General features: G+C 43.1%; 16 protein-coding genes. 9 read left to right on the plus strand and 7 right to left on the minus strand.

What is annotated here, in order from left to right:
- Window positions 1-246 precede the first annotated feature (246 nt).
- The 4 genes from acs (at window position 247) to ACVW2L_RS15010 (ending at window position 2973) form a co-directional block, all read left to right on the plus strand.
- Entirely contained in the window at window positions 247-2148 is a 1902-nt protein-coding gene (gene acs, locus ACVW2L_RS14995; protein ID WP_457128773.1) for an acetate--CoA ligase, read from the plus strand.
- Window positions 2149-2268: 120 nt separating this feature from the next.
- Window positions 2269-2481, plus strand: coding sequence for a DUF2683 family protein (locus ACVW2L_RS15000; protein ID WP_457128774.1), 213 nt, complete (start codon window positions 2269-2271; stop codon window positions 2479-2481).
- The gene (locus ACVW2L_RS15005) at window positions 2472-2729 is read left to right on the plus strand and encodes a Txe/YoeB family addiction module toxin (protein WP_457128775.1); all 258 of its coding nucleotides are present in this window, start codon (window positions 2472-2474) and stop codon (window positions 2727-2729) included. The genes ACVW2L_RS15000 and ACVW2L_RS15005 overlap by 10 nt, the downstream gene beginning before the upstream one ends.
- Window positions 2730-2787: 58 nt before the next feature.
- Complete coding sequence (locus ACVW2L_RS15010; RefSeq protein WP_457128776.1) at window positions 2788-2973, plus strand: CsbD family protein; 186 nt, start codon at window positions 2788-2790, stop codon at window positions 2971-2973.
- Between the two features lie 29 nt (window positions 2974-3002).
- On the opposite strand, the gene ACVW2L_RS15015 is transcribed toward ACVW2L_RS15010, so the two are convergent.
- Window positions 3003-3554, minus strand: a complete 552-nt coding sequence (locus ACVW2L_RS15015) for a Uma2 family endonuclease (RefSeq protein ID WP_457128777.1) — start codon at window positions 3552-3554, stop codon at window positions 3003-3005.
- A gap of 29 nt (window positions 3555-3583) precedes the next feature.
- Between ACVW2L_RS15015 and surE the strand changes: the two genes are divergently transcribed.
- Together surE and lpxB are read left to right on the plus strand one after the other, a co-directional pair.
- A complete protein-coding gene (gene surE, locus ACVW2L_RS15020; RefSeq protein ID WP_457128778.1) occupies window positions 3584-4357 on the plus strand; it encodes a 5'/3'-nucleotidase SurE in 774 nt (257 codons plus the stop codon).
- 30 nt (window positions 4358-4387) lie between these two features.
- A complete protein-coding gene (gene lpxB, locus ACVW2L_RS15025; protein ID WP_457128779.1) occupies window positions 4388-5500 on the plus strand; it encodes a lipid-A-disaccharide synthase in 1113 nt (370 codons plus the stop codon).
- Here lpxB and ACVW2L_RS15030 read toward each other — a convergent pair.
- From ACVW2L_RS15030 to ACVW2L_RS15050, 5 genes are all read right to left on the minus strand, one after another.
- Window positions 5471-6571, minus strand: a complete 1101-nt coding sequence (locus ACVW2L_RS15030; protein WP_457128780.1) for an acyl-CoA dehydrogenase — start codon at window positions 6569-6571, stop codon at window positions 5471-5473. The genes lpxB and ACVW2L_RS15030 overlap by 30 nt on opposite strands.
- Window positions 6572-6582: 11 nt before the next feature.
- Window positions 6583-7200, minus strand: a complete 618-nt coding sequence (pnuC, locus tag ACVW2L_RS15035; protein ID WP_457128781.1) for a nicotinamide riboside transporter PnuC — start codon at window positions 7198-7200, stop codon at window positions 6583-6585.
- Window positions 7201-7307: 107 nt separating this feature from the next.
- Window positions 7308-9698, minus strand: a complete 2391-nt coding sequence (locus tag ACVW2L_RS15040) for a TonB-dependent receptor (RefSeq protein WP_457128782.1) — start codon at window positions 9696-9698, stop codon at window positions 7308-7310.
- A 7-nt stretch (window positions 9699-9705) separates the two neighbouring features.
- The gene (locus ACVW2L_RS15045; RefSeq protein WP_457128783.1) at window positions 9706-9861 is read right to left on the minus strand and encodes a hypothetical protein; all 156 of its coding nucleotides are present in this window, start codon (window positions 9859-9861) and stop codon (window positions 9706-9708) included.
- 218 nt (window positions 9862-10079) lie between these two features.
- Window positions 10080-10613 (minus strand): AAA family ATPase, encoded by a 534-nt coding sequence (locus ACVW2L_RS15050; protein WP_457128784.1) that lies wholly within the window; start codon window positions 10611-10613, stop codon window positions 10080-10082.
- 160 nt (window positions 10614-10773) lie between these two features.
- Here ACVW2L_RS15050 and aspS point away from each other — a divergent pair, with 160 nt between their 5' ends.
- Window positions 10774-12519 carry an aspartate--tRNA ligase gene (gene aspS, locus ACVW2L_RS15055; protein ID WP_457128785.1) on the plus strand — a complete coding sequence of 582 codons (1746 nt, stop codon included), beginning with the start codon at window positions 10774-10776 and terminating at the stop codon, window positions 12517-12519.
- A gap of 75 nt (window positions 12520-12594) precedes the next feature.
- On the plus strand, window positions 12595-13068 hold the full coding sequence (locus ACVW2L_RS15060) for an FKBP-type peptidyl-prolyl cis-trans isomerase (RefSeq protein ID WP_457128786.1): 474 nt from the start codon (window positions 12595-12597) through the stop codon (window positions 13066-13068).
- Between the two features lie 5 nt (window positions 13069-13073).
- Here ACVW2L_RS15060 and ACVW2L_RS15065 read toward each other — a convergent pair whose 3' ends face one another.
- Window positions 13074-14603, minus strand: coding sequence for a serine hydrolase domain-containing protein (locus ACVW2L_RS15065; protein WP_457128787.1), 1530 nt, complete (start codon window positions 14601-14603; stop codon window positions 13074-13076).
- A gap of 136 nt (window positions 14604-14739) precedes the next feature.
- Between ACVW2L_RS15065 and ACVW2L_RS15070 the strand changes: the two genes are divergently transcribed.
- Window positions 14740-16893, plus strand: a complete 2154-nt coding sequence (locus tag ACVW2L_RS15070) for a DPP IV N-terminal domain-containing protein (protein ID WP_457128788.1) — start codon at window positions 14740-14742, stop codon at window positions 16891-16893.
- The last annotated feature ends 218 nt before the right edge of the window (window positions 16894-17111 follow it).

The following is a 17111-nucleotide window of genomic DNA, read 5'->3' on the forward strand; positions in this document are numbered from 1 at the left end:
AACCTAAGGAATGCTATTTTAAAATCAAATTAAACATTTAACCAATGCCGAAGGTCCCTTGCCAAAGACGAAAACGCTATTCCCTAAGGAATATACACTTCTAAAACAGCTTTTTTAACGAATGATTGCATGATACTTTACCTAAAGTAAACAACTCTTTCGTGTTCGTAAAAAAATCATCCGCTTTAAATATTCCATTTACACATCTTTCAGGAAATCGCTAATTTGCGCTACCAATTTATAATTATGAAGATCACATCATTTGACCAGTACAAACAAGTATATAAACAAAGCGTTGAACAGCCCGAGGAATTTTGGGCAGGTATTGCTGAAAACTTTCTGTGGAAAAAGAAGTGGGATAATGTTTTAGAATGGAATTTTAAGGATCCTGATGTAAAATGGTTCCAGGGTGCCAAGTTGAATATTACGGAGAACTGTCTTGACCGACACCTGGATACACTGGGCGATAAACCGGCCATTATATGGGAACCTAACGATCCTAAAGATGAGCACCGCGTACTCACTTATAAACAACTGTACGAAAAGGTTTGCCAGTTTGCCAATGTGTTAAAAAACAATGGCGCAAAAAAAGGTGATCGTATTTGTATATACATGCCCATGGTGCCGGAGCTGGCTATTGCCGTTTTAGCTTGCGCACGCATTGGTGCAATTCATTCGGTTGTTTTTGGGGGCTTTTCAGCGCAATCCATAGCCGACCGGATACAAGATGCAAGCTGCAATATTGTTATAACTGCCGATGGCAGTTTCCGTGGCAATAAAGAGGTGCCGCTTAAATCTATTATAGATGATGCTTTGGTTCAATGCCCAACGGTAGACAGAACTATTGTGCTTACCCGCACCCGCACACCTGTAGCCATGATAAAGGGCCGCGATGTGTGGTGGGAAGATGAGGTTAGAAAAGTTGAAACACAGGGGAACCCTGACTGTCCCGCCGAAGAAATGGATGCCGAAGATATGCTGTTTATTTTATACACTTCCGGCTCTACTGGCAAGCCTAAGGGCGTGGTACATACCTGCGGCGGTTATATGGTTTACACCGGTTATACTTTTAAAACTGCGTTCCAATACGAGCCGGGCGAAGTATATTTCTGTACCGCTGATATAGGCTGGATAACCGGTCACTCCTATATTGCTTACGGACCATTAACACAAGGTGCAACATCGGTAATGTTTGAGGGGATACCGACCTATCCAACTCCGGGGCGTTTATGGGAGATCGTGGAGAAATTCAAAGTAAACATATTATATACTGCGCCTACCGCCATCCGATCATTAATGAGTTTTGGCGATGATGTGGTGAAAAATAAAGATCTGAGTTCATTAACTAAACTCGGCTCTGTAGGCGAGCCTATTAACGAGGAGGCCTGGCACTGGTTTGATGAAAAGATAGGTCATGGCAACTGCCCTATTATTGATACCTGGTGGCAAACAGAAACTGGCGGTTTTATGATATCGCCCATTGCTAATGTAACGCCGCTTAAACCAAGCTTTGCAACCTTGCCTTTACCGGGCGTGCAGCCCATTTTGGTTGATGAAACAGGTAAAGAAATTGAAGGCAACGGGGTAAACGGCAATTTATGTATCAAATTCCCTTGGCCGGGTATGCTGCGCACTACTTATGGCGACCACGAGCGCTGCCGCACGACCTACTTTTCGGCTTATGAAAACCTTTACTTTACCGGCGATGGTTGCATGCGCGATGAAAACGGCTACTATCGTATTACAGGCCGGGTTGATGATGTACTGAATGTATCTGGCCATCGTATTGGCACTGCAGAAGTTGAAAACGCTATTAACATGCACAGCAGTGTGGTTGAATCTGCTGTGGTGGGTTATCCGCATGATATTAAAGGTCAGGGCGTATATGCCTTCGTGGTTTGCCCTAATAAACACGAAGATGATGAGCTTACCCGTAAAGACATAGTAATGACGGTTGCCCGTATAATCGGTGCCATTGCAAAACCCGATAAAATCCAGTTTGTAAGCGGATTGCCAAAAACGCGTTCAGGAAAGATAATGCGCCGCATTTTGCGAAAAGTCGCTGAGGGCGATACAAGCAATTTAGGTGATACTTCAACGCTGTTGGATCCGGGAGTTGTTGAGGAGATAAAAGCGGGGGCGTTGTAGATTTATAAAATAGAAAGACAAGGATGAGACTGCCGAGCCGGTTATGATGACAGGCGACTAGGCAATTTATATAAATTGTTAATGTAAATAACTTAAATTTGCATTACTAATTCAAAGAAGATGTCGACACTTACCATTCACCCTAAAGACGAGGCACAGGAAAGAGCTTTGAAAACTATTTTTGAAGCTTTCGGCATTAAGTATGAAAAAGAGCTTGATGAAACCGAATACCTTATGAAGAGCGAAGTGAACCGCAAGGCTTTAACGGAAAGCATTGAGCAATTGAATGCAGGACAAGGCATTAAAGTCTCTCTCGATGATTTATGGAAATAGTTTTTTCACCTCTGGCTTTAGAACAATTACAATACTGGAAAAAAAGCGGCAACAAAAAGGTGATCGAAAAAATAAAGTTTCTCCTTGAAGAAATACAACTTACCCCATTTGAAGGAACAGGCAAACCAGAGGCTTTAAAACATAATCTAAATGGTTATTGGTCAAGACGCATCACAAACGAACACCGTTTAGTTTACAAAGTGGAGAAAGATACTTTGTTTGTAGCCCAGCTTCGCTATCATTATTAATTGTTTAAAACCCATACCATTTACAGATGTTATACTAATACATCTAATAAAAAACACTATGGATAAGTTAGAATTAAAAGGCGGCTGGAACGAGCTGAAGGGAAAAATAAAACAAGCCTATGGCGATCTGACAGATGATGACTTAGTACGGGAGGAAGGAAAAGATGATGAACTGTTAGGCAAACTCCAACAAAAAACAGGCAAAGGCCGCGATGAGCTGGTAAAATGGATAAACGATTTGTAAGTTGAAGGCTCCCGCAAAACGGGAGTTTTTTATTTAAATAGCTTTTGCAGCTCAATTATCAGGCCGGGCAACAAAACCGAGTTTAATTGCTCTGTTTTTTGTGCTTTTTGCTGTAGTTGGTATGCACCATCTTTTAAAGAATATAAATCTGCATTTTGAGCTATAGGATCAACAATTATATATTCCTTAACCCCAAACTTCTCATATATCTCTTTCTTTTGCCGTAGATCATAATAAGCGTTAGAAGGTGATAGTATCTCTATTATAAGATCAGGCGCTCCTTCCACACGGTCTTTTATTAGTTCAGTTTTCCTCTCCTCTGAAATAAAGAGTATATCGGGTTGTAAAACATTCCCGTCGTCAAATTTAACATCAATTGGGGCGTACATCCACTGACCTTTTCTGGAAGTAATGTTATATAAAACGATAATTTCTGAAAGATCAAATAATATTTGCTGGTGAACAGCTAAAGGAGAAGGCGACATAACTAAATCATAATTAATTAGCTGAAAAGGTGCGCCCTCTTCTAACAGATCATATTCTGCAACCGTATACTTCTTTTTTCCTTCTGCAATCAGCATATAACAAATATAACTAATTTTGAGCCATAATGAAAAAACACCAACCCACCATACTGGTAGTGAATGATGATGGCATTACCGCACCCGGTATAAAAGCCTTGATGGATGTAATGAAAGAGATAGGTCGCGTGGTTGTAGTGGCACCTGATAGTCCGCAGTCGGGTATGGGGCATGCCATTACCATTGGCAAACCACTGCGTTTAGACGCGGTTAGCGTTTATGAAGGTATAGAAATGTACAGCTGCTCCGGCACCCCGGTTGATTGTGTTAAGATTGCCGTGAACAAAATATTCAAAGGCAAAAAGCCTGATCTGTGTGTATCAGGCATCAATCATGGCTTAAATAACGGCATTAACGTATTGTATTCAGGCACCATGTCGGCAGCTGTTGAAGCAGCTATTGAGGGTATTCCAGCTATAGGTTTCTCTTTAGATGATTATACGCTACAGGCCGACTTTAGCCATTGCAGAAAATATGTAAAAGAAATTGCCTTTCAGGTTCTGCAAAACGGCATGCCAACAGCTACGCTGTTGAACGTTAACTTCCCTAAAGGAAGCAACTTGAAAGGTATAAAGATCTCCCGTCAGGCTAATGCTAAATGGGCCGAGGAGTTTGATGAGCGTATGGATCCGCACCAAAGGCCGTACTATTGGCTCACGGGCGTATTTCAATTAAATGATAATGGCGAGGATAATGATTCCTGGGCTTTGGATAATAATTATGTTTCGGTTGTGCCGGTACATTTTGATATGACGGCCCATCATGCCATACCCGTTTTAAACAGCTGGAAATTCAATGTTTAATTACATGGCATCATTAAATAACCCCAACGCATGAAATATTACCTGGTAGCCGGCGAGGCCTCGGGCGATCTGCACGGGGCCAATTTAATGAAGGAGCTAAAAAAGCTGGACCCACAGGCCGAATTCCGTTTTTTTGGCGGCGACCTGATGCAAGCCGAAGGTGGTACGTTGGTTAAGCATTATGCCGAAATGGCCTTTATGGGTTTTTTAGAAGTGGTTATTAACCTGCCTACCATCTTAAAAAACCTTAAAGCATGCAAAGCGGACATAGCCGCCTGGCAACCTGATGCCTTGGTATTGATAGATTTCCCCGGTTTTAACTTAAAAATAGCCACCTACGCTAAAAAGCAGGGTATCCCCGTCAATTTTTATATATCGCCCAAAGTATGGGCATGGAACCAGAGAAGAGTATTAAGAATAAAACGGGTAGTTGATCACTTGTTTTGCATACTGCCTTTCGAAGTTGATTTTTATAAAAAATGGGGAATGGAGGTAGATTATGTAGGTAACCCCCTGCTTGACGCAGTTGCTGCATTTAAACCGCAAAATAATTTCCTTGTTAAGCATAATTTTACCGGCAAAAAAATAATCGCCTTGCTGCCGGGCAGCCGTAAGCAAGAGATAAGCAGGCTATTGCCGGACATGGTGGCTGTTGCAGAACGCTTTAAATTGTATCAGTTTGTGGTAGCAGGAGCGCCATCATTTGATGCGGATTATTATACACCTTTTTTGAACGGCAAAAAAATCCCGATCATATTTAATGCCACATACGATCTCTTAAAGCATGCCGATGCGGCAATAGTAGCATCAGGCACGGCCACGTTAGAAACCGCTTTGTTCCACGTACCCCAGGTAGTAGTTTACAAGGGGGGTAAAATATCCGTTGGCATTGCAAGAATGGTTGTTACTATCAAGTTTATATCACTGGTTAACCTCATTATGAATCGACTTGTTGTGAAAGAACTGATTCAGGATGATTGCAGTCCTGATAAAATAAAAACAGAAATGGAGAACATACTTAACGATGGCGCCTACCGCCAACAAATGCTTTCCGACTACGCCGAACTCGACACGCTAATGGGTCAACCTGGCGCATCAGCTAAAACAGCAGCGTTAATTATCGGATATCTCCAGAAAGGTTAACAAGGAATGCTGCCCTGCCGTGTGCAGATCGCGCCAAACACGGTTAATTTCTGTATCAGGAGCCGCAGCCTTTAATCCACAATAAGGATAAAGGTTATCTACGGCTTCTCGTGCAAACTTGGCCAAAACACGACTGGTATGGCTAACATCCCTTAAGCTTTCTGATGTTGTTTCCACCCAGGATGCATCCACAGCAGCAAAAAGCTCTGTACGCGCCAGGTTTAGCCGTTGTGTTTGCTCATCTAAAATTTGCCAAAGCAGGTCCTTTTGTGTTTTGCTTAATTTAGGTTGATGTTGTTTCTCTTCAAAAGTATCCCGGCACAGATCAACAAAATGTACCGCCATACCCGATAGGTTAACCGCCAGGGTAGCTTCTGCTAGTTGCATAAACGGGTATTGGTATAGCTTCTCATCAATTTGCGAATACCTGGCATCAATATGGAAACACCGGTTAGCAAGTACCTGCGCATTCTCTAATTTAAACGAATGGCTCCCGGTAGCAACCATGCCCATGTATTTCCAGGTAGGCAACAAGCTAACATCTTTTTTATCAATAATAAAAGGTAACACTAAAGGCAGGCCATCATCATCAAATACCGTTTCGCCGTTTCTTTTGATAGTGCAATTGGCTGTAAAATGCGTGGCATGATGTGCGCCGCTGGCGTAGTTCCAGGTGCCATTAAGCACATAGCCATCGTTATTTATGTCTGCTGTTCCGCTAACTGCGCCACTCCCCGCCAGGCACACACCTTCATTATTGAATATATCTTTTGCCGCTTCGGGATCAATAAAACCACCAAACCAGCCTGCACCGCTGCAAAGGGTTACCACCCAGCCGGTGCTGCCGTCGGTCCAGCTAATGGCTTCCTGCAAGCGCACTAAATCAGGTAATGCAATTTGTTTGCCGCCATATACTTCGGGCACCAACAGTCGGAACCATTTTTGGCTATATGCGATAGCAAGTTGCTCGTCGCTCAGCATACCCAAATGCTCCGCTTGCGTAGCGCCGTTGCGGATAGCAGCTACATGCTTATCATTAATATATTTTGAAGGGTGAGGTAGATCTCCCATAAGGTTTAAAATTACACAGCGGCTTTATCCTTTTTCAGGATGGCCCGCCAATCAAAAAAGCCGAAAATGGCTACAATAAATAAAAACAACGTGAGCGCCGAGAACATTACCAACTGCTTATGCCAGAGCAAAGGGATGGCAAACAGGTTACTCAAGTTAAGCAATACCCAGTTCTCCAGTTTACGCCTTGCCAACAGCCACATACCCGCCCATGCCGTTGACGATACCCAGGCATCCCAAACAGGCACAGTGGAGTTGGTGAAGTTTTTAAGCAGGATATATAACAATCCCCATCCTACAAAAACAATCAATAGGGTTATTACCCACTCTTGCTTGCTGTTTACCGATATTTTAACAGGTGTCTCGTTGCGTTTTTTTAGCCAGTACCACCAGCCATAAAAGCTCATTACCAGGTAATAGCCATTCAAAATTGATTCAGCATATAGGCCAACATCCACTAAAATATAGGTACCCAGCACTATGCCGATTATACCTGCCGGGTATAGCAGCACATTGTTAACCTTAGCCAATAACACCTCGGCTACGCTGAAAGATACAGAGGCCCACTCCAATAAAGAAGTTTGCTTAACTTGTTCTTTAAAAAGTTGTAACCAGTGATTTGTATCCATTTTTTTATTTAATTGTCATTCTGAGCGATAGCGAAGAATCCTATACGCCTTGCTCGCCGCCTTTACAAGATTCTTCGCTATCGCTCAGAATGACAAATTGTGGCTGTTTAAAATCTTATATTCAATGATGCAAGGAAATTCACAGGTGCCTGCGGGAACCAATAATTATAGTTTACCACCTTACCGCCTTCAATATCTGGGTAAGTTGCGCCGTCCGACTGGTATTTCTCACTGAACACATTGTTGATCAACAAGCCAAGGCCTATATTTTTAACACCGGCAAACTTAAAGTTATAAGCCAGGCGCACATCATTTACAAAGTAAGCTGCAAGTGAGCGACTTTCTGTTGATGTGTTATCCAGATACTGCCTGCTAACGTATTTGCTTATAAAAGCGATCTCTGTGTTTTTTAGCGGTTTGTAGCTAATAGTACTACCAGCTATAAATGCCGGCGAATAGGCTATATTAGTTTTTGTATACTGTGTAAGATCATAGGTATCGGTATCATAGTTATACAAGTACTGCTTAAAATTTTTCACCTTGTTAGCGCTTATAGTGGCGTTGGCCAGCCACGTAAGCGGTTCGGCAATGCGCACTCGAGTGCTAACTTCAATGCCGGCGCGGTAGCTATCTTCGATATTGGTGCGGATTGCAGATCCAACATCGTTTAGTGAGCCGGTTAGCACCAATTGATTTTTATACAACATATAAAAGCCATTAACCGTTGTGCTAAAGTTTTTCGAATCAAAATGATATCCCGCTTCAAAATCTTTTAAATTCTCTGATTTAGGGCGACTTGTTGGCGATGAATTGGTAAAATCATTCCGGTTAGGCTCGTGGTTACCCACTGATAACGACGCATAAACCCGGCTGTTGCCAAAACTATAAGTGGCTCCTACTTTAGGATTAAAAAAATCAAGCAGGGCCTGTTGTTGTACATTGTTAAGGTTGCGGTCAAATCCTAAAAATGAGTAGTTGATGTGTCGATATTGCATATCGCCATACAAAAGAAAGCCCCCTAATGTCACCTCAGAGCGCCCGAAAACATTAAAATCCGTCTTCTTAGCAAAATCGCGGGCGTATTCATATCCCGGCGGAACGTTGGTACTTTCCTGCGTCCACATGATCTTATCATAATGGTCGCCTTTATATTCGTTATAGGCGCCGCCCAAAATAAATTTAACCCGCTGATTAGGTTTATAAGTAAAATTGTAAGTGGTACCGTAAAAATGGTTGCTCAACCAAAGCTGGCGCACCAAATCGGTATTGGTTACCGGTACACCGCCAATTACAACGGGGGTAATACCGTATTTACTTAAAGCCTGATCATTTTTATATTCTTCATAATAGCCATAACCACGGGTATAGTGTAAAGCGCCGTTAAAAGTTAGCTTGTCGCTTAATTTCCGGTCGTACAATAACTGGTAGTGATTCTGAGTATAGTTATCTGTCTGGTTATCATAAAATCCACCTGTTTTAGCAATGTAGCCAACCTCGTTATAGCGCGCATTGCCTGCCAATACTGTTTCTTCAGCGACACCGTTCCAGGCCTGGTAGGTTTTTTCATGACCTGAAAATACGTTAAGACGCAATTGATCATTCTTACCATAATAAGCTCCACTCAAAAAGAACGATCTTAAATTAGATGATGCCCTATCAATATAACCATTGGAAACGGTACGCGATAACCGACCATCTACACTAAAATGGTTATTTAGCAAACCAGTACCCATACTAACCGTGTTTTTTACAGTTCCGTATGAGCCGGCCGAATTATTCAACTCCGCATAGGCGGAATCCTGCCGGGTATTGGTTTGTATATTTATGCTTGCACCAAAAGAGGCAGCGCCATTTGTTGAAGTACCTACACCACGTTGCACCTGAATACTATTTACAGACGATGCCAGGTCAGGTAAATTAACAGAGTAGGAGCCTTGGGACTCGGCATCATTAATAGGTATTCCGTTAACGGTAAGGTTGATCCGCGTACCGTCTGATCCGCGGATGCGGATCCCGGTGTAACCTACACCCGCCCCGGCGTTTGAGCTCACTACCGCAGATGGTGTTTGCTCCAGCAGATACTCAAAGCCACGGCCTGAGTTGTTTTCTGCTATATCTTTTTTTGTTAAATTTTTAAAGGTCACAGGCGTATTGTATGCCGCTCGTGTAGCTGTTACTCCCACCTCCTCGTTAATATTCATCAAGAGATAAAGCGAAAAATCAACTTTACTGTTAGCTGATAAGGATATCCTCTTCTGCTGTGTTTCAAAACCAACAAAACTTACCGATATTGTGTATACACCAGATTTTAGGTTAGCAATACTATAGTTACCCTCGTTATCTGTTGTGGTTCCTAATGTTGAATCATTGATCTTAATGGTTGCGCCAGGCAAAGGTTGACTGTCGAGTTTGTCTGTAATTTTTCCGGAAATAGAGAATTGCGCAGATGCCAAGACAGGCAGCAGCAGGGCAAATAATGCCGTAAATAAATTTTTCAAATGATTATTAAATAAAAAACGTTAAACCATCTGCCCACCAGGGTTGAATGCGCAGTACACTTAACTTATTACCTCTCCCTACGCCGGCATTACCCGGATCAGGTGCAGTTGGGTTGCGTGTTTCGAGTTTTGAGATGCAAGTTTTACTTACAACCTTCAACATGTAACTTACAAATCAACATGGGTTTGATCTCAGCCCGTCTTTATGTTTGGTAAAATAACCTGCAGTTTATTTTATAACCAAAGCAAGGCACCCCTTGAGAATTATGAGGCAAAGGTATTTCTTTATTTCGGATTTTTCGCGAGTTGTTGTTTTTTTAGGTGCTCAAGAGGGTTGCGCCATTTCGGATGTACTATTTCGTATTTTATAGATTTAGCATTTTAAATACTTACATCAAACATCCCTTCATCAAGCCCCTCTATAATTTTTGAGGCGATTTCAGCAGCATTATTTGTGTTATCGTAAATGATATTGGCCTGCATACTATCAAAAGCATTGTATAAGCGCTGCAAGGGTTCGTCGTATTTTGCAAAAGCCCACTCTTTGCGGTTGGCGGCACGGGTGGCGCATATGTCTATATCCGGCCTTAATACTACATACCTTACGGGTATTTGCCGGCGGGTAGCTACTTCAATCGCTTTCTTTAAAGCTCCGGGCGTAAAGGCAAAATCCAGCAATACGGTATGCCCATAAAGCGCGTATGGAATGGCCGCGGCAAAAATGGCCGATGCATTCATTCTTAAATTTTCCTTGGCACTAAAATCCGGCCTGCCTTTAACAATGTGCTTCCAAAAGCTGTCACCCTCAATATACACCAGCGGTTCTGGTAAAAGTTTTATCAACTCACAAGCGGTAGTGCTTTTGCCCGCACCAATAGGCCCTGATAAAATGATGATGCTTTTTCTTACTTCCATATCTACTCTTTCAAATATAATTAATATGGCAAAGTCATTACTACCCTGGTTAAATTATTCCTGTAAAGACCTTTTACCTTTTCCCCTTTTCCTTTCGCCTTAAAATACCTTTCAGCTTTCACCTCAAAATACTACTTTTGCACTCTTTACAAAAATTGCTATGCTACGTACACATACTTGCGGCGAATTAAATATCAGCCATTTAGGCCAGTCGGTTACTTTATGCGGATGGGTGCAAAAATCTCGCGACCTGGGCGGCACCACCTTTATTGATGTGCGCGACCGTTACGGTTTAACCCAACTGGTATTTAATACCGATAGCGATGCCGCATTGCGTGAAATCAGCCGCGAGCTGGGCCGGGAATTTGTAATTAAAGTTACCGGTACTGTAATAGAGCGTACTAACAAGAACACAAAGATCCCCACCGGCGAAATTGAAATAACCGTAACCGATATAGAAGTGCTTAACGCGGCTAAGATCCCTCCGTTTTTAATTGAGGATGATACTGATGGCGGCGAAGAGCTTCGCGCTAAATACCGCTATCTTGATCTGCGCCGTAACCCTATACGCAACAACCTGGTGTTACGCCACAAAATGGCGCAGGAAATACGTAAGTATTTAGATGGGCTTAACTTTATTGAAGTTGAAACCCCGGTGCTTATTAAATCAACCCCAGAAGGTGCGCGCGATTTTGTTGTACCAAGCCGCATGAACCCGGGCGAATTTTACGCCCTGCCACAATCGCCACAAACATTTAAGCAACTGTTAATGGTGAGCGGTTTCGATCGTTATTTCCAGATAGTAAAGTGCTTTAGGGACGAGGACCTGCGTGCCGACAGACAACCGGAGTTTACCCAGATAGATTGCGAAATGGCTTTCATTACGCAAGAAGATATCCTGAATATATTTGAGGGATTAACCCGGCATTTGTTTAAAAATATTAAGGGGATAGAATTTGAGAATTTCCCACGGATGCAATATGCTGATGCTGCGCGTTTATATGGGTCTGACAAACCCGATATCCGGTTTGGGATGCAGTTTGTTGAACTTAACGATATTGTAAAAGGCAAAGGCCTGGGCATTTTTGACAATGCAGAGTTGGTTGTGGGTATCAACGCCAAAGGTTGCGCAGAATATACCCGCAAGCAAATTGATGAACTTACCGAGTGGTTAAAACGCCCGCAGATAGGTGCAACAGGCATGATCTATTGCCGTTACAATGCTGACGGTACTTTAAAATCATCCGTTGATAAATTTTATACTGAAGACGACCTGACCAATTGGGCCGCTGCGTTTGAAGCCGAAAAAGGCGACTTAATGCTTGTGCTTGCAGGCACAACAGATAAGGTACGCAAGCAATTGAACGAACTGCGTTTAGAAATGGGTAACCGTTTGGGCCTGCGTGATAAAAATACTTATGCGCCGCTTTGGGTGCTTGACTTCCCGTTATTAGAGTGGGACGAAGAAACCGAGCGCTACCACGCCATGCACCACCCCTTCACTTCGCCAAAACCAGAGGACATTGCTTTGCTTGATTCAAAACCGGGAGAGGTACGTGCTAATGCTTATGACCTTGTTATAAACGGCACTGAAATAGGCGGCGGTTCTATTCGTATACACGACCGCGCTTTGCAGGCCCTTATGTTTAAACATTTAGGCTTTAGCACGGAAGAAGCTCAAAAACAGTTTGGCTTTTTAATGGATGCCTTTGAATATGGCGCTCCGCCGCATGGTGGTATCGCTTTCGGGTTTGACAGGTTGTGCTCTATCTTTGCTGGTCTGGATTCTATACGCGATGTGATAGCTTTCCCTAAAAATAATTCGGGGCGCGATGTAATGATAGATTCGCCATCAACCATTGCAGATGCACAGTTAAATGAACTAAAAATTAAAACGGCGCTTTAACATTCTTTAACAATATAAACAAAATAGTTAAAGTACTTTTGCGTTAAACTTGCATAGCAAGTACCATAAATTTATATGAAAAGATATCTACTGTTTTTCTGCCTGATAATAACCGCCCTCTCTGCGTGTAAAAAATCTGATAAGGATAATTTTGACCATGAGGCGCAAGCTAAGATAGATGATGCGAAAATAGTGGCTTATCTTGCTGCAAATAGTATTACTGCGGTTAAGGATGCGTCGGGATTATATTACCAGATAATTACGCCGGGCTCGGCAGCCAAGCCAACTTTAAGCAATGGTCCGTTTATAACATACAGAGGTAGTTTGATGGAAACCGGAGTTGTTTTTGACGAAAAAACCAGCCCTTATTATTTCTCAACTATTGATGGTTTAATTGAAGGCTGGAAAATTGGCCTACCTAAAATTGGCAAAGGCGGGCGCATCGTGTTGTACGTCCCTTCGGGTTTGGGATATAAAAATGAAGATGCCGGGACTATTCCTGCCAACTCAGTATTAATATTTGATATTACACTGGTTAACTTTAACTAAACTGCTTAATTGATTTTCCTGAATTCGTAAAGGTCTGATTCTATAAAATCATCAACTTTTACCCTTACCGATATTATGCGCCCGTTTTGGACGGTAAATGGAAAAACCGTTTTTCCATATATCGGATCAGAAAAAGCAGCATAGAAACGCGCCCCTCCTAATGGTTGTAGCTTAGCAAACATACGCGGATGATGCTCAAACCGCATTTCCAGATCATTATTTAAACCGCGTGTTACCGTTACATTGCCATACAGATCATTATGGTAAACTCCGGCAAAATTGCTGACAAACGGCACAGGCTGTAAATTCAACGCTACTGAGTCGCGCAGTTTTTTATCAGTTTGTTGCTGTAAAGCCTTTCCACTTTTTGCATTAGCCAGGAACTGTTCACTATAATTGCGAAAAGGCAATCTCAAAAAAACATCAATAAGTTCCCATTTCAAAGCCTCGTAAAGATCATTCTGATCAGTGTTGGTTAAAACAATAATGCCTAAATGCTCGTCAGGCACCAACGTTACCGAAGACACATAGCCGGTAACGCCGCCGTCATGCATCACCAGGTTGTGCCCCGCATAATCTTCCAAATGCCAGCCAAGTCCATATAACGAGTAATTAGTTTGCCCGTTTAACCGGCGTACCGTGCCAACAACATCTTGTGGAGCCCTCGTTGCAGCAATTGCTGCAGCAGGTATAACCTGCTTTGCTCCTACTTTGCCGTTATTTAGCAACATCATGGCCCACTTGCTCATATCACTAACTGATGATGATATACTCATTGCTGGTGCCATATTATCCAATTGCCCGTAAGGAACAGGGCTTAGCCGTTCATCAATAAAAGTATGTGGTACAGTGCGATTAAGCGATTTTGGTAGATCGGCAGTAAGAGCCACGGTATTGCTCATGCCCAGCGGAGCAAAAATATTCTCTTTTAAATAAGCATCCCATGATTTTCCAGAAACGTGCGGAATAATCTCGCCCGCAGTTAAAAAGGCAGAATTAGAATAACCCCATTTAGTTCTGAAAGGATAGGTGGTCTTTAATTGCCCCATCTTTTCAATGATCTGTAAACGCGTAAGGTTACTGTTATAAAATGTAAAATCGCCCTGAAAGGTTTTTAGGCCAAGGCGGTGACATAAAAGATCACGAACGGTTGCCATTTCGCCCGCTGCTTTATCATCTAACTTAAACCAGGGGAAGTATTTGGTTACTTTATCATCAAGTGAAAGGTTACCAGAGTTAGCTAACATGGCAAGCGCGGTAGCTGTAAATGCTTTTGTGTTGCTCCCTATCATAAACAGGGTATTCTCGTCTACCTGATCATTAAGTCCCATTTCCTTAATGCCGTAGCCTTTCATCAGTACAACCTGGTTATCCTTTACAACACAAACGGCCAAACCCGGTATTCGCCAGGTGGTCATCGCACGGTTTATGTAAATATCAAGGCTGTCCCGAATAAACTGGCTCCTGTCTGCACGCTGGGCAAAAACACTAAAAGCAAGGCACACACAGCCAAATACCAATACAATTTTTCTCATTTAAAACCGGTTCTATATAGATTTATTAATAGCGTAACGCCTTTAGGTTTGCGATGGTTTAAATAACGCAATAAAATATTAATTTTAACGCCAAAATAAGCAATAGCCTATTTAACATTAACTGAATATTATTCTCATGAAAATTTCGATAAAATTTTTATCGCCGGTATTGGCGTTGTTCATTTTTGTTAACATCACAAAGGCCCAGCGCTATTGGGCACCTGATGGTTATCAGTATTACACCACGCAAAATGGCGAGATAGTTTCCCTTGATGCACGTGATGCAGCAAAGAAAACCGTATTGGCAAGTGTAGCTCAGCTTACACCGCAGGGCGGCAAACCTATCAATGTGCGCAGGTTTACCATAACAACAGACGGGCAAAAGATCCTGATCAACACCAATACCAAAAAAGTTTGGCGGCAGGATACCCGCGGCGATTACTGGTTATTTGATGCCACCACACAAACACTGAAGCAGATTGGTAAGGACAAGCCGGCCTCGTCCCTCATGTTTGCCAAGTTATCTCCGGATGGCAGCAAGGTAGCCTATGTAAGTGGAAACAACATTTACGTGGAAGACGTTGCGGGCGGCACGGCCAAAGCATTAACCACCGACGGAACTGATCGCCTGATAAACGGCACTTTTGACTGGGTATATGAGGAAGAATTTGATTGCCGCGACGGTTTCCGCTGGTCGCCGGATAGCAAGACAATTGCTTACTGGCAGTTAGATGCCCGCAAGATAAAAAACTACCTGATGCTTAACACTACTGATGCCACCTACCCCTTTGTAGTGCCGGTGGAATACCCGGTAGCAGGGGAAGACCCCAGCGCATGCAAGGTTGGCGTGGTAGATGTATCAACTGCCAAAACCACCTGGATGAACGTACCGGGAGATGCCATACAGCATTATATACCCCGTATGGAATGGACCACCAATGCCAACGAATTAATATTGTTGCAGCTTAACCGCCCGCAAAACGAGGAGAATATCTTTATATGCAATGCCCAAACCGGTACCGCGCGTGCCATCTATCAGGAAAAAAGCAAAGCCTGGGTTGATGTGCGCGGCAAAGCAGTTGGATGGGATTGGGTAAATCAAGGCAAAGCCTTTTTACTGCTTACCGAAAAAGACGGTTGGAAACATATTTACCGCGTTGGGATTGATGGCAAGGAAGCCCTGTTAACCCCCGGAGATTACGACGTGATAAGCGTAACACTGATAGATGAAAAGGGTGGCTACATTTACTTTATAGCCTCGCCTGATAATGCAACCCAACGCTACCTGCACCGCGTTAAAATTGGCGGTGGCAGGGCCGAGCGCCTGTCGCCATATGCGTTGCCGGGTACGCACAGTTACGATATATCCCCTAATGCCAAGGTGGCCATACATTCCTTCCAGAACAGCTACACTGCGGCGGCAAGCGAGGTAATTAGCCTGCCAGAGCATCAGTATATAAGCGGCACGCAGGTACGCTTAAACATTACCGCCAAGAACAAGCCCGAGTTTTTCAAAGTAAAAACGGTTGATGGTATTGAAATGGACGGCTGGATGGTTAAACCCACCAACTTTGACCCAACTAAGAAATACCCTGTTGTGTTCTATGTATATGGCGAACCGGCTACGCAAACCTCTGCGGATACCTATAGTGCCGGTAAAAACTCAAGATACGCCGGCAGCATGGCCGACGACGGTTATATCTATATATCTGTTGATGGCCGCGGCTCACCTGCCCCTAAAGGTGCAGCATGGCGCCAGGCTATCTACAAAAACATAGGCCTTATTAACATACGCGACCAGGCTATGGCCGCTACCGAGATACTAAAATGGCCCTTTGTTGACCCTACCCGCGTGGCCGTACATGGTTGGAGCGGCGGCGGTTCATCTACCCTTAACTTGATGTTTCAGTACCCTGAGATATACAAAACAGGCATTGCCGTAGCTGCGGTAGACGATCAGCTTACTTATGATAACATTTACCAGGAGCGCTATATGGGTGTACCTACTACAGACGAGGGCCGGGCCTATTTTATAAAGGGATCGCCGGTTACTTATGCTAAGAATTTGAAGGGCGATCTGTTGTACGTTCATGGTACCGGAGACGATAACGTGCATTACAAGAACGCTGAGCTGCTTATTAACGAGTTGGTTAAAAACAACAAAACGTTTCAACTGATGCTATACCCTAACCGAACGCACTCCATATCAGAAGGCGAGGGTACCACCAAGCACCTGCAAACTACGTTTACCAAGTTTTTAAAAGAGCATTGCCCGCCGGGAGGAAGATAGGAGATTGGTTGATGGTTGACAGATCATGGTTCCCTTGTGTTAGCTATCAACCATGATCTATTGTCCCATGTGTGCGCGAGACAGAGTGAGACGTTGTGGGACATTCTTTTAAATAAGAAGTTGGCAGTTAGCCGTTTGCAGTTTTTTGTTGGGACAAAGTGAGACTACTTATAAGTCAGGAAATTTAGCTGTAAAATAAATCCATTTTCTTGATTATC

The sequence above is a fragment of the Mucilaginibacter sp. HD30 genome (genome assembly GCF_054061755.1).

What these genes read in the sequence shown, in the direction of transcription:
- acs (WP_457128773.1), top strand. Translation starts at nt 247, where the DNA reads ATGAAGATCACATCATTTGACCAGTACAAACAAGTATATAAACAAAGC.
- ACVW2L_RS15000 (WP_457128774.1), top strand. Translation starts at nt 2,269, where the DNA reads ATGTCGACACTTACCATTCACCCTAAAGACGAGGCACAGGAAAGAGCT.
- ACVW2L_RS15005 (WP_457128775.1), top strand. Translation starts at nt 2,472, where the DNA reads ATGGAAATAGTTTTTTCACCTCTGGCTTTAGAACAATTACAATACTGG.
- ACVW2L_RS15010 (WP_457128776.1), top strand. Translation starts at nt 2,788, where the DNA reads ATGGATAAGTTAGAATTAAAAGGCGGCTGGAACGAGCTGAAGGGAAAA.
- ACVW2L_RS15015 (WP_457128777.1), bottom strand. Translation starts at nt 3,554, where the DNA reads ATGCTGATTGCAGAAGGAAAAAAGAAGTATACGGTTGCAGAATATGAT.
- surE (WP_457128778.1), top strand. Translation starts at nt 3,584, where the DNA reads ATGAAAAAACACCAACCCACCATACTGGTAGTGAATGATGATGGCATT.
- lpxB (WP_457128779.1), top strand. Translation starts at nt 4,388, where the DNA reads ATGAAATATTACCTGGTAGCCGGCGAGGCCTCGGGCGATCTGCACGGG.
- ACVW2L_RS15030 (WP_457128780.1), bottom strand. Translation starts at nt 6,571, where the DNA reads ATGGGAGATCTACCTCACCCTTCAAAATATATTAATGATAAGCATGTA.
- pnuC (WP_457128781.1), bottom strand. Translation starts at nt 7,200, where the DNA reads ATGGATACAAATCACTGGTTACAACTTTTTAAAGAACAAGTTAAGCAA.
- ACVW2L_RS15045 (WP_457128783.1), bottom strand. Translation starts at nt 9,861, where the DNA reads ATGTTGAAGGTTGTAAGTAAAACTTGCATCTCAAAACTCGAAACACGC.
- ACVW2L_RS15050 (WP_457128784.1), bottom strand. Translation starts at nt 10,613, where the DNA reads ATGGAAGTAAGAAAAAGCATCATCATTTTATCAGGGCCTATTGGTGCG.
- aspS (WP_457128785.1), top strand. Translation starts at nt 10,774, where the DNA reads ATGCTACGTACACATACTTGCGGCGAATTAAATATCAGCCATTTAGGC.
- ACVW2L_RS15060 (WP_457128786.1), top strand. Translation starts at nt 12,595, where the DNA reads ATGAAAAGATATCTACTGTTTTTCTGCCTGATAATAACCGCCCTCTCT.
- ACVW2L_RS15065 (WP_457128787.1), bottom strand. Translation starts at nt 14,603, where the DNA reads ATGAGAAAAATTGTATTGGTATTTGGCTGTGTGTGCCTTGCTTTTAGT.
- ACVW2L_RS15070 (WP_457128788.1), top strand. Translation starts at nt 14,740, where the DNA reads ATGAAAATTTCGATAAAATTTTTATCGCCGGTATTGGCGTTGTTCATT.